At 43.5% G+C, this 12,344-nt stretch carries 10 protein-coding genes and 1 pseudogene; 7 read left to right on the top strand and 4 right to left on the bottom strand.

Annotated features, from left to right (window positions below):
- Positions 1-45: 45 nt before the first annotated feature.
- A complete protein-coding gene (locus FIS9605_RS0125875; RefSeq protein ID WP_035140245.1) occupies positions 46-576 on the bottom strand; it encodes a DUF5132 domain-containing protein in 531 nt (176 codons plus the stop codon).
- A 245-nt stretch (positions 577-821) separates the two neighbouring features.
- Between FIS9605_RS0125875 and FIS9605_RS43110 the strand changes: the two genes are divergently transcribed.
- Complete coding sequence (locus FIS9605_RS43110) at positions 822-980, top strand: hypothetical protein (protein ID WP_155960543.1); 159 nt, start codon at positions 822-824, stop codon at positions 978-980.
- Positions 981-1,054: 74 nt separating this feature from the next.
- Here FIS9605_RS43110 and FIS9605_RS0125870 read toward each other — a convergent pair whose 3' ends face one another.
- Positions 1,055-1,783: a trypsin-like peptidase domain-containing protein gene (locus tag FIS9605_RS0125870; RefSeq protein WP_231510467.1), complete on the bottom strand. Its 729-nt coding sequence runs from the start codon at positions 1,781-1,783 to the stop codon at positions 1,055-1,057.
- A 138-nt stretch (positions 1,784-1,921) separates the two neighbouring features.
- The gene (locus FIS9605_RS0125865; RefSeq protein WP_026735170.1) at positions 1,922-3,190 is read right to left on the bottom strand and encodes a M28 family peptidase; all 1,269 of its coding nucleotides are present in this window, start codon (positions 3,188-3,190) and stop codon (positions 1,922-1,924) included.
- 226 nt (positions 3,191-3,416) lie between these two features.
- On the opposite strand from FIS9605_RS0125865, the gene FIS9605_RS0125860 reads away from it, so the two are divergent.
- Together FIS9605_RS0125860 and FIS9605_RS0125855 are read left to right on the top strand one after the other, a co-directional pair.
- Positions 3,417-4,781 carry an AAA family ATPase gene (locus FIS9605_RS0125860; RefSeq protein ID WP_026735169.1) on the top strand — a complete coding sequence of 455 codons (1,365 nt, stop codon included), beginning with the start codon at positions 3,417-3,419 and terminating at the stop codon, positions 4,779-4,781.
- Positions 4,782-4,793: 12 nt separating this feature from the next.
- The gene (locus FIS9605_RS0125855; protein ID WP_026735168.1) at positions 4,794-5,474 is read left to right on the top strand and encodes a Rho termination factor N-terminal domain-containing protein; all 681 of its coding nucleotides are present in this window, start codon (positions 4,794-4,796) and stop codon (positions 5,472-5,474) included.
- 8 nt (positions 5,475-5,482) lie between these two features.
- Here the strand turns inward: FIS9605_RS0125855 and FIS9605_RS0125850 are convergent, their stop codons facing one another.
- Entirely contained in the window at positions 5,483-6,181 is a 699-nt protein-coding gene (locus tag FIS9605_RS0125850) for a DUF3120 domain-containing protein (protein WP_442854737.1), read from the bottom strand.
- A gap of 588 nt (positions 6,182-6,769) precedes the next feature.
- Here FIS9605_RS0125850 and FIS9605_RS0125845 point away from each other — a divergent pair.
- The 4 genes and pseudogenes from FIS9605_RS0125845 to FIS9605_RS0125830 all read left to right on the top strand — a co-directional run bounded on the left by FIS9605_RS0125845 (position 6,770) and on the right by FIS9605_RS0125830 (position 12,192).
- Complete coding sequence (locus FIS9605_RS0125845) at positions 6,770-7,678, top strand: undecaprenyl-diphosphate phosphatase (protein WP_026735166.1); 909 nt, start codon at positions 6,770-6,772, stop codon at positions 7,676-7,678.
- Positions 7,679-7,748: 70 nt separating this feature from the next.
- Positions 7,749-7,919, top strand: a pseudogene (locus FIS9605_RS43105) (undecaprenyl-diphosphatase); the annotation flags it as partial.
- Positions 7,920-8,002: 83 nt separating this feature from the next.
- Positions 8,003-9,328, top strand: coding sequence for a TIGR03279 family radical SAM protein (locus FIS9605_RS0125835; RefSeq protein WP_026735165.1), 1,326 nt, complete (start codon positions 8,003-8,005; stop codon positions 9,326-9,328).
- Between the two features lie 170 nt (positions 9,329-9,498).
- The gene (locus FIS9605_RS0125830; protein WP_082209879.1) at positions 9,499-12,192 is read left to right on the top strand and encodes a family 10 glycosylhydrolase; all 2,694 of its coding nucleotides are present in this window, start codon (positions 9,499-9,501) and stop codon (positions 12,190-12,192) included.
- The last annotated feature ends 152 nt before the right edge of the window (positions 12,193-12,344 follow it).

Raw genomic sequence — 12,344 nt, 5'->3', positions numbered from 1 at the left:
AAAACTAAAAATTACAAATAGCCAAATAGTAGCTTTTCCTAATTTTTAATCATTTGATTCGTTTGTTGTATTTAATTTCATAAAAGAGTCGAAGGCATACCAAGCAAGGGTGTACCAAGGTATTTCATCAATTTGCAGCCCTTTAATAAACAACTGACGCACAGCCAGCGCACTAAATCCCAGAGGTAATAACAGCCGCAAATCAACTAAACCATTGGTTATCCGTCCAACATCGGTGTTGACATCTGAAATTACATTAATTAAGTCTCTAGCTATCTCAGATTTTGCATCTTGAGAATAGGTTCGAGTCATTTCAGAGTTAAATTCTGCCTGTTTGTTATTGATGAGTTCAGCATTGACCTCTGCTGCTAAGTTTTCAATTACCTCTGTAGTTTCTGCTAGTGCTTCTTTACACCTTTCGGAAAGAGCAATTCCCCCTTTGATGGCTGTTTGGACTGTAGGCTGATGTACCGCTGCGGCAAGAGGAAGAATCACAGGTGCAAAAATTAATCCTGTGAGACTCTCGACAATTTCAGGTACATTAATTTGTTCCCAGTCAAATGTAGAAGATGGCATCTGAAAATTTCCTCCGCAAATAGGCAGATGATATAAAAGCGTAGTCAGATTTAAAGCTCAAACCATCAGCCTGTAGGTTTAACTTAAGATTTCAGAAAACCCTGCACCAGAAAAATTTGGGTGTCGGCAATTTTTTGCGAATATATTAGTCAATTAGTAACCTTTTAATAATCTTTTCTTAACCTTAGATATTGATAAATAAGGGACGCCTGATATGAATTAAAAACTATGGCAAAAATTAGGTTTTGAAAAAGACAGATCCCCGACTTCTCACCAGAAGTCGGGGATTTATCCCTCTTTTGTTACTACGAGGAGAGAAAAATACTGATTCTACCTTGAACCTCAAACAAAGTCATGAATTGCGCGATCGCATTCCAGATTTGTCATTTACATTCCCTTGTTGAAAAAGTACCCAAAAATAAGGTTTCAAGATTATTCTCTGCTGAAAGTAACAAAAGAGGAATTACAGGGTGCAGTATTAGCCAGCCTGGGCTATCAACTGGTTAGCAATCTGCTGTGCCTGGTTGATGGGGATGGCAAATCCTAATCCTTGAGTACCTCGAATGATCGCAGTGTTAATGCCGATGACTTGCCCTCTTTGATTCAATAGCGGCCCGCCAGAATTACCAGGGTTAATAGCTGCATCTGTCTGGATGAAACCAATCCCCCCATCGCGTGCACCAAAGGCACGACTAGAACGTTCTGTGCCACTGATAATACCCACTGTGACAGTGTTATCTAAACCGAGGGGGTTGCCGATCGCGATCGCCCATTCTCCAGGTTTTAACTGGTCGGAATTACCAATGCTGACGATCGGTAAATTATTAGCCTGAATTTGTACTACTGCTACATCTGTCGCTCTATCTGCTCCCAATACCCGACCTGTAAAACTACGACCGTCTTTCAATGTTACTCTAACCGTGTCTGCGCCAGAAACTACGTGAGCGTTAGTCAAAATTAAGCCATTTGATCTAAGGATAAAGCCAGAGCCAGTACCCCGTGCTATCCGCCTACCATCTGGCGCGTATCGACTACTAAGCGTGCGTGTGGAGTCAATCCGAACCACTGCCGATCCAGTTTTTTCTACCGCAGCGGCAATAAAGTTAGTATTAGTATTAACTGATGGATTAGACGGTAGCTGTGCGATTGGTTGTTGAGTCAGCACTGCTTTGGTGGGCATTAACTGTGCTCCGAAAAGAGCTGTCATAGCTCCCACAGATACTAAAGATAAATTTGTTAGCGATTTCTTTAAGGAAAAATTAGCGGACATTGCAGATTTCTAAGTTAAAAGATGGGTTTCAACACTATCAGCAGGAGACAAAACTCCGTTTTCCTCACCCACAAATCAGTTAACTTGCAGCAATTGCTTGATGATATCCAGCGCTGTTTGCGTGGTTTCATTTAGCAATTTTGGGTCTACCGTTTTATCATTTGGTGTATGGTAGTTTGGTTCCTGACCACGGTAGAAAAACAGGACTGGCACGTTTTTTTCAGCAAACGGTGCATGATCGCTACCACCATAGGAACCAAAGATTTTGACGTCGGGTTCAGTAGCTTTTGCGAATGCGGTTAACGACGATGTACCACCTATACCAAGCCGATCGTTAACGCCTACCATGTCAAAATTTAGCATTCCTTTCAAACCTGAGAGGAATTCTGGGGTAGCGGCATTTACAAATGCTTTTGAGCCGTGTAATCCATCTTCCTCGCCAGCGAAAGCAACAAACCAGGCTTGACGACCAAGATCTGTGTTTGACAAATGACGAGCTAGAGCTAATACAACTGCTGTTCCAGAAGCGTTGTCGTTTGCCCCCGGAGAACCCGGCACTGAGTCGTAGTGTCCACCAACGATCAGCTTTGGCTGAGTTACACCTGGTAGATGAGCGATAATATTGCGTCCGTTTACAACTCGCCGTTGAGCATTAACATTTAAATTGACATTGACTGGTGTATTCTGTGCCTTCTCAAGCAAGGGATTACCACGCTCACCCGAAAGTGCTAAGACGGGAATTTTCACCGTTTCGCCTAACGCACCGCCGGATAAATTACCTGGTTTGTTGTTGACGATCGCCAAACCAACAGCCCCAGCAGCAGCAGCATTTTTAGCTTTTTCAGAAAAACGGATTTCGCCGCGCCTGACAACTGCGATCGCACCTTTGACATTTACCTGAGCAAAGTCATCGGGACGCCCAACATTGGGAACTGCTACTATTGGTGCATTCACTTTTCCAGGAATCGTGCCATTGAGTGCATTACCTTCTATACTTGCTCCATTGATGCTGAGATTTGAACCTAAGTCTACAAACTTTTGATAATCAAAAGTCTGAACCTCAGTGACATAGCCAGCCTTACGGTACTCATCAATCAGGTAAGCACTTGCTTTTTCCATGACTGGCGTACCAGTAACTCGCGCACCCATATTCACCAAAGCTTGCACATCTGCATAAGTTGCATTATTGCGATCGCTTTCTTTCGCCTCTGCTTTCGGGAAAGATTCGGCAACATTGTTTATGCGATTTGGTTGCAAAGCACAAGCAGTAGGTAGTGAAACTAGGGCGAATAATAGCGCTGCATTCAACCAAGAATTTGTTTGGTTTCTCTTCAAGGGGGTCATTAATTCGGAGTTGGATTAAGTCATGTATTTAATTAAGCTCCTGTAATTTTTATTGTGATTGGTGAGAATGACAAAAAAATGTCAACACATCGGATAATGCTAAGGAAGCTTAGGTTACAAAAATCACCCGAAATCACATACTGTGAAAACTCAGGATCGCAAATAACATAATAGTTCAGTACACTATAAGCAAAACTCCTGAAATTTGAAGGTTTCGTGTTTGTGTATGCAGACTCATTCTATGGAATATAACCAGCTTCTAAAAGCCTTGCTCTACCTACCAATCAATGCACCGCAAGCAACAATAGGTAGTATATTTATTCCGGAATTATTAAAAACATTGGGGTACGATGTCACCGAAACGATTCCCAACTTTGCCACTGGGAATGGTACTGATAAAGTTGACTATGCTGTTAGAAGAGATACTGACAAAGACATCTTTATCCACACCAAGTCTAACCCTTATCTGCTTATTGAGTTAAAAGGCAGAGATACTAACTTAAGTGAAAATTCCACACAGTATAAGTCTACCGTTTCCCAACTTAAACGTTACCTGTTAGCGCCGAACTGTCAATCTGTCCAGTGGGGGATTATCACCAACTCAATCCATATACAGCTGTTTAGGAAACACGGTAAGGTTATCCACCCTTGTTTACCTTGCCAGGAAATCACACCTGACAATGTTGACGAGATTGTGCAGGACATCAAAGCTAAAGTTGACACCCCACAAAAGGCACTTACAGTTGCCATTTACAACAACAAAGGTGGGGTGGGAAAGACTACAACAACACTCAATCTGGCTGCAACGCTAGCATATTTGGGAAAACAAACATTAATAATTGATTTTGACCCAAGCCAGCAGGATTTAACTAACTCTCTTGCTCTCAAACCAAAAGAAGATGTGCTATATTCCTGGTTGGAAGATAAGGCGAGTATATTGGTTCCTCCTGGATTAAGCTTCAGGTTGAATTTCCAAGTACCATCTAAAGGTACAGTCGCATTTGATATTATCCCTAGCGACCAAAAGCTGATGGAGCTTGGTGAAGAGGAATTGCGGCAACGTATAAAGATAAGCAGACTTAGGCAGGTAATTGAGCCACTAAAATATCAATATGACTATATTTTGATTGATTCTCCACCCAATTGGAGATTGTTTAGCCAGAGTGCTGTGTATGCCTCGGATGTTGTTTTAATTCCCACCAAACACAACAGCATGTTTTCGCTAAAGAACGCGGCTGTTGTCATTCAGCGTTTTATTCCCGAAATTCAAACTAAAAGGAATGACGGAGGGCCTATTGCTCTCCCCATTTTTTACAACGGTGAATCCATTACCGAGGCTCAGATATTTACCGCCCAAAAGGAGATAGATAAAATCATCAACAAAGCCAAAACCGATACACTTAATCCTATTGATCTAACACCATATTTTTACCCTAAATATACTCAGGCAAATCAAAGCCGCCACATTTTTAACATACCCAGTTACGCGCATATTGCAAGCGCTGCATTTACTCGCATCCCGGCTGTTTACAAAAATCGGACAGCTTATGAGCATTATTTGGCACTAGCTAAGGAATACTTTTTGCAATAAGAGAGCAGAGACATGAGCTTAAGCGATGTTGGGAATTTGATGTGTCTTTATATGCATGAAATCAACCCAGGTAAAGGCACGGATGCACCAGAGTTTTTAATCAAAGCAGCTGCAAAAGCACTGGTTGAATCGGGTAGTCGCAATTGGGTTCCGGTAATTGTTAAAGAAATCGGTGAAGATCGCTATGAAGTCATCGGCAATTCATTTATTTACGCGATCGCTGAGGAAGCGGGTTTAGAAAGAGTTTGGTGCATCATTGCAGACGAGAGTGAGAAAACATTAGAGCTAACCAGGATTCTAACTGGGGAGTCAATACCAAAAGTCAATCTTTCAACTGCAACTAGAGATGAAATTCAGGCGGCATTGCAGTATCTGATTGAAAAACCCAACAGTGAGTTAAAGGGAGTGAACTTAGCGATCGCCACCAATCGTATTGATGAAGCCCCACGCAAGTACTGGAAAAACTTGGAACCGATCGCAACACTGAAATGTGGCATAACCAAAGGAAAGAAGCTAAATGCGCTCAAAGAAGTTTTTTATCTGAGTCCTGAACAAATGCCAGAAGCGATCGCAGACATCAAAATATTGAACACTTTGACAGTTGCACAGCTAAAAGACATGGCGAAAAAACGGGGGATTTCTGGATATAACAAGAAGAAAAAGCAAGATTTAGTTGAGATGTTATCTGTGTGAAAATATTTTTACGCCAAAAGCGCAGCTAACAAAAATAAACTATCTACCAAAATCGTACTCAACACTGCTCCACTAAAGGCATACCAGTACCGTCGTCTTGTACCCAAAGGCAAAAGTCCCACTGCCATAAGAACTAAGGCAAGAATTAATGCCCAGGCTGTCCCCCAAGGAGTTTGTATTTGTGCTACGGCATTTCGTAAAATTGGTGACACCAACTCTGGTTCTACCCGCATAATTTGTCGCCAGTGGGGCATCAAATCTACCAAGTAGAAATACACGTCGGTTAAGACTGTACCGAGTAAAGAACCCAAATAAAACCAATTACCGACTTTGCCCCAATTGCGACGCAGACACCATATAGCAAATGGCAAGCCGATAGATTCTACTGGCAAATGCCATAACGGTTCCCAACGCAACCAACCCCAGTAAATCGAACCTGCTAACCAACTCCAGCTAAACCCGAATAGCAAATCTCCCCAAACATATGTTACAGAACGTGACATTAATAAGAGACTCAGCCACACCCATACACCTGTCAGGGCTACACTCAACCAGGGCAGCGATCGCACTAAGGGCGCTTCGATAAATACTGGCACAGACACCAGAAATATGGCTGCGGCAAATACTAGCCAAGTTTGGCGGTAGGAAGATAAGAGGAGGAGAGATGTAGAGACGCGCCATGGCGCGTCTGGGAGAGGGGGAGCCAGGGGAATTATCTGTTTTTCCAGGGTTTGGGTGTCAGTCTTGACGGAGGTAGAAGCAGTGTGGGAAGACAAGGTATTGTTAATCAAGTTTTTAATATTGTTTACTTAACTTTATCTTATTTAAGATATCACAACATAAATCCCCCCCTGGGGCATAATGATAGTATCTTTTATATTACACTGATATCTAGCTTGAAAATAGGGATTGGGGATTGGGGATCGGGAAAGAGGTATTTTTATCCTTGGTTGTGGGATTTTCCCGTGATTGACTGTCTGGAAAGTTGGGCATTGGGCATGGGACATAGGAAGAGAGATTTTCATTCTTTGCTGTGCGCCCCGGTGCATGGGAGTCTTGCACCCTTCTCAACAAAAGCCAGAGTCTCTTTTTCGTTACCAGGTTGAACCTGGCAGGTGAGGGTTTGGAGGATCTGCCTCAGTGTAGTTGCATAGGCTATGCAAGATGTGAATTACAGGGACTTTTGAGCGAGAAAACCATATTGTCAATAAAATAGTCTCCCGGAATCACTGACTCCAAGGACGTAAAGTTGGATAATTCGGTAAAGTTACGTAGCTATCTCTGGAGTCTGGTGAATGGGGACAATGTTTGTAGGCGGTATGGATTTTTTATTGCCTGTAGAAAATTATCTGATGCAAACAGCTGGTAATGCTGTTGCGGGTGAAGCCAACTTGGTTGGGGAAATAGTGCAAGGATTTATTTTAGGTATAGTCCAAGGCATCACGGAATTTTTACCAATCAGCAGTACCGCTCACCTAATAATATTTCGGGACGTTTTAGGCTGGAAGGCAACATGGAGTAAGGCCGCAGTTGATGGGATTCAGCTTGGTAGCGTTTTTGCGGTAGTGATGTACTTTTGGAAAGACATTCGCAACATTTTGGGAGGTGCTTGGTTAGCATTTCAGCATAAGGAATGGCAGCGATATGAGTGGAAAATGTTTGTGGGGATTGCGATTGGGATGTTTCCGGCATTATTAGGTGGTTTAGTACTCAAGATTTTAGATGTTGAGTTAGAAAGTCCCTTGATGATTGCGGCAATGTCAATTATGATGGCGACGTTGTTGGGTTTGGCGGAGAAATTTGGTTCCCGCAAGCGTGGCTTTGAAGAGGTAGAAATTCAAGATGGGATTATTGTAGGTTTAGGGCAAATGATCGCCCTTTTACCAGGGTCTTCGCGTTCTGGTTCAACTCTGACGACAGCCCTATTTATTGGTTTGCAACGAGAAACTGCTGCCCGATTTTCATTTTTGTTAGGTTTGCCAACGCTGGCGATCGCCACACTGGTTCAAACTAAAGACGTACTCGAAGAATCGCATATGTTCCTGCCGCTGATTGTCGGTATTATCTCAACCTTCATATTCTCGTATCTATCAATCGCTTGGTTGCTGAAGTTTTTACAACGGCGAAGCAACTGGGTATTTGTATGGTATCGCCTTGGGTTTGGAGCAGCAATTCTGGGTGCAATTGGTGCAGGAGTTTTTTAGCTGCGGATGAGAGGTGGGGAGATGGGGAGGTGGGGAGGTGGGGAGGTGGGGAGATGGGGAGGTGGGGAGAGTGTGTTTGGTAGTTGGTGTAATTTTATCGGCAATATTTTTTTATTTAGCAATTGCTGGTTTGCTGTGCTTCCTCAAAACCCGCAGTAATTGGGTATTTGTTTGGTATAGGTTAATATTTGGCGTATTAATACTGGGGTCAATCGCCGCTGGAGTATTGAAAAATAGTTAATAGTCCTTTGTCATTAGTCATTTGTCCTTTGTTTAAATGGAATGACAAATGACTAATGACCAATGACTAATTACTCCTGACCAATGACTACTATTCGTCCTGCTCGAATTACTAAAGTATTACCTGATTCAATTGCGGCAGAAATTGGCTTTGAAGTTGGGGATGCGATTGTGAGCATTAACGGCACACATCCCCGTGACTTAATTGATTATCGATTTTTATGTGCTGATGAAGTGTTAGAACTGGAAGTCTTAGACGCGACTGGAAAAACTCATCAAATTGAAATCGAAAAAGACTATGACGAAGACTTAGGATTAGAATTTGAAACAGCACTATTTGATAGTTTAATCCAGTGCAATAATCGCTGTCCATTTTGCTTTATTGACCAACAACCACCAGGCAAACGCTCAAGCTTGTATTTCAAAGATGATGATTATCGCTTGAGCTTTTTGTATGGCTCTTATCTCACCTTAACTAACTTACCAGAACGGGAATGGCAAAGAATTGACAGAATGCGTCTGTCTCCCTTGTATGTTTCCGTTCATGCCACAGAACCCGAAGTTAGAATTAGACTGCTGAAAAATCCCCGTGCCGGACAAATTTTGCAACAAATCAAGTGGTTCCAACAAAGGCGACTGCAAATTCACGCTCAGGTAGTGGTGTGTCCTGGTATTAATGATGGCGAGCATTTGGAGCAAACCCTCAGAGATTTAGCATCATTTCATACTGGCGAAGTGCCCGCAGTAGCTTCTGTGGCAGTAGTTCCAGTGGGGTTAACCAAATTCCGTCCCCAACAAGACGAACTTATACCTGTTTCTAGAGAAACAGCACGAGAAGTCATTAAACAAGTGCGATCGCTCCAGCAACAATTTCGTCAAAAGTTCAATTCTACATTTGCTTGGTTAGCTGATGAGTGGTTTTTAATCGCTGGTGAGGAATTACCATCTGAATCTGAATACGAAGATTATCCCCAAATCGATAATGGTGTTGGTTCCATTCGTTTATTCCTCAAAAACTTTGCCCAAGCCGCTGATAATTTGCTACCACCAAAAGTTAAAGGATGGCGAAAATTTACTTGGGTTGTTGGCAACGCTGTGGAAAAAGCATTTCAACCAATCCTAAAGCGTTTTAACTCCGTGGAGGGTTTAGAAGTAAATATGCGTGCTATGAATAGCGATTATTGGGGGCAAGATATTACCGTAACTGGATTGCTAACCGGTCATGACTTGTTGTTAAATTTACAAGGGGAAGATTTAGGAAATGGAATTTTACTGCCAAGTGTCATGCTAAAACATGGCGAATTGGTGTTTTTAGATGATATGGGTGTTGAAGAGTTAGCTAGTAAATTGGATACAAATATATTTACTGTTGCGGGAGTCGAAGAATTAATTAAGACCTGTATTAAATAGTTCTTTGTCATTTGTCCTTAGTCATTAGTCCTTGGTTTTTACCAATGACTAATGACCAAATAAAATAAGTGAGGAATAAATAAGTGAACAGCCAGGGACAAACCATAAAAAAAAGTAAATTTAAAAATCTCAAAACAACGGGATTATTCATTTTTAAAATTAAATTTATAATGTATAGTCTGGTGAATATTTTGCCAGCAAATGCTACAACTTCTGAGCCTGTATTCAGCATCATCCATACTCAAGAAAACAGCAATCAGTGGACAGGAATTGAAAATCGCTTGCGCTCAGTGGGGGTGAAGTATTGTGTAATTTCTTTAGATAGCGTCAGAAGTGCAGCAGACTGGGGCGATCGCCCAGTGTTGTTTTTGCCGAATGTGGAGAATCTGACGCCAGGGCAAGCGATCGCGCTGGAAGAATGGATGAGAAAGGGCGGGCGCTTGATTGCCAGTGGTTCGGTAGGGAGTTCATCACCATCGGGAGTACGGCAATTGCTGCAAACACTCTTGGGTGGATACTGGGCATTTAGCCTTGACAGTCCCCAGAAACTGCAACCTTCTTCATCGAAGAATTGGGAAAGCCAAGACAACCTGTCTGGAACAGTACGCGGTGGGGTTGTGATTCCCAATACTTTAAATTCACAAGCTGCTGCTGTTTGGAATACTAAAGATAATTCGGCAGCAGTTTTAACAACAGAACGTTCTACCTTGTTCGGTTGGCGGTGGGGAGTAGATGCCGCTTCTGGGGCAGAGATAGATACCGCTTGGTTGAAAGCAGCCCTCAATCGTCATTTAAAAAAGTTCTCTATTTTCATTAATAAAGTACCAGAAGCGTCATCAAACTGCTCTACCTCCGTCGCTGCTGCCTCCTCTAGGGAGAGAGGGAGAGAGGGAGAGTGGGAGAGTGGGAGAAATTCCTCCACTTCCTCTACTTCCCCATCACCCCATCCCCCCATCTCCCCATCCCCCACTCCTCCACTCCCCCACTCCTCCACTTCCCCCACTCCTCCCCAACCTAGACCCTTACCTAGTAATACGTTTCTACGTTCAGATGAGGCAATTGACCAACTTGAACACAGAGTGCGTTTGGATGTAATACCTAACTCCAACGCACCCATTAGCCGCAGTGAAGCGATCGCTCTCCAGCAACAGTTAGAAAATCTCATCGGTCGAGTAGAAAGCGCTCATTTAGCTGCTGCGGCATACAATGGCAACTCTGTGTCTGTAAAAGCACAGGAGACACAATTCGCTTCCACTAAATCTGGGGCTCCACCAGTTGTGAGTACGGAGAAAGCCCTGGTACAAGCACGGGAAGTTGTGAAAAACTTGCAGCAGTTGATAGCACAAAAAAAGTATGCTCAAGCTCGCTCTACTTGGCTAATGGCGAAGGCTTCGCTATGGCAGCAATTTCCTGTCGATCGCAGATTGGCTCAACCAGAAATTCGGGCTATCTGGCTTGATCGGGGGACAATTGTTCGTGCTGGTAGCGATCGCGGACTCGCTCAAATTTTTGATCGTCTGGCACAAGCAGGGATTAACACAGTATTTTTTGAAACAGTCAACTCTGGTTACACCATATATCCCAGTCAAGTTGCACCACAGCAAAATCCACTCATTCGCGGCTGGGATCCACTCGCAGCCGCGGTGAAATTAGCCCATGCTCGGGGTATGGAATTACACGCTTGGGTTTGGACTTTTGCGGCTGGCAACCAACGCCACAATCAAATTCTTAATACTAACCCTAATTATCCGGGGCCAGTCCTTGCTGCTCATCCCGATTGGGCAGGCTACGATCATCGCGGTAAAATGATTCCCCTTGGTCAGGGTAAGCCTTTTTTTGACCCAGCTAATCCCCAAGTGCGACAGTATTTACTGCGGCTATACGAAGAAATTGTTACCCGCTATCAAGTCGATGGCTTGCAGCTAGACTATATTCGCTATCCTTTCCAAGATCCAGGTGCAGGACGGAGTTATGGCTATGGACAAGCAGCAAGGGCACAGTTTCAAGAACTTACTGGTGTCGATCCAATGAAGATTTCCCCCAAGCAGGGGGAACTTTGGCGGAAGTGGACGGAATTTCGCACTGAGCGAGTTAATAGCTTTGTTGCTGAAGTTTCCCAGCACTTGCGAGCAAAGCGACCCAACCTGATTTTATCGGCAGCTGTATTTCCCTTACCAGAACAAGAACGCATTCAGAAGATTCAGCAGCATTGGGAAGTCTGGGCAAGGCAGGGTGATATAGATTTAATCATCCCCATGACCTATGCCCAAGATACCTTGCGCTTTGAGCGACTGGCGCAACCTTGGATCGCCTCGACAAAATTAGGTTCTACCTTATTGATCCCAGGAATTCGCCTGCTTGCTTTACCAACAGTCGGGGCGTTCGATCAAATCCAATTGGTCAGAGATTTGCCAATTAGCGGTTATGCCCTTTTTGCCGCAGATAATTTTAACAATGATTTACAAAAAGTTTTTAGTCGCACCCAAGGTAGAGAACAAGGCACGCAACAACAACCAATACCTCTGCGTCAACCTTTTGCTGCTGCTGCTGCCCGTTATAATGCGTTGCTACGCGAATGGAAGTTTGTTTCGCAAAACGACCAACTGCGATTACCGGGTACGACAATGTCAGAGTTTAATGCCCAAGCAGAAGTTTTGCAAAGCGCTTTGAATAATCTGGCTGCTGAACCCAATGCCAGTAAGTTGCTAGCAGCAAGAGCAACTCTGGTTCGCTTCCAGTTTCAATTTCGGATTTGGATGCGCTTGCAAGCTGCGGAGAATCCCTACCAAGTCAAAGCTTGGGAAAACCGTCTGGGTGCGATCGAAAGGCTGTTGCGTTATGGCGAGAGAACTGCCCAACATTGACCTCTCCCCGGCTTAAAAGCCTTGTCGTTACCCACATCTTCTGGAAACCTTACGCTTATTAGGGTTTGTACGTCTCCGAACAATTATCATCTATCAATATTTATTGAGAATAGTCACGCAATCATCAGGGTTTTGAAATCCGATTTTATGGC

This window comes from Fischerella sp. PCC 9605, from assembly GCF_000517105.1.
In the GTDB taxonomy this organism is placed as follows: Bacteria; Cyanobacteriota; Cyanobacteriia; order Cyanobacteriales; family Nostocaceae; genus PCC9605.
This window is presented reverse-complemented; position numbering and strand designations above follow the sequence as displayed.

Coding starts and splice junctions, on each gene's coding strand:
- FIS9605_RS0125875 (WP_035140245.1), bottom strand. CDS start 576: ATGCCATCTTCTACATTTGACTGGGAACAAATTAATGTACCTGAAATT.
- FIS9605_RS0125870 (WP_231510467.1), bottom strand. CDS start 1,783: ATGACAGCTCTTTTCGGAGCACAGTTAATGCCCACCAAAGCAGTGCTG.
- FIS9605_RS0125865 (WP_026735170.1), bottom strand. CDS start 3,190: ATGACCCCCTTGAAGAGAAACCAAACAAATTCTTGGTTGAATGCAGCG.
- FIS9605_RS0125860 (WP_026735169.1), top strand. CDS start 3,417: ATGCAGACTCATTCTATGGAATATAACCAGCTTCTAAAAGCCTTGCTC.
- FIS9605_RS0125855 (WP_026735168.1), top strand. CDS start 4,794: ATGAGCTTAAGCGATGTTGGGAATTTGATGTGTCTTTATATGCATGAA.
- FIS9605_RS0125845 (WP_026735166.1), top strand. CDS start 6,770: ATGGGGACAATGTTTGTAGGCGGTATGGATTTTTTATTGCCTGTAGAA.
- FIS9605_RS0125835 (WP_026735165.1), top strand. CDS start 8,003: ATGACTACTATTCGTCCTGCTCGAATTACTAAAGTATTACCTGATTCA.
- FIS9605_RS0125830 (WP_082209879.1), top strand. CDS start 9,499: ATGTATAGTCTGGTGAATATTTTGCCAGCAAATGCTACAACTTCTGAG.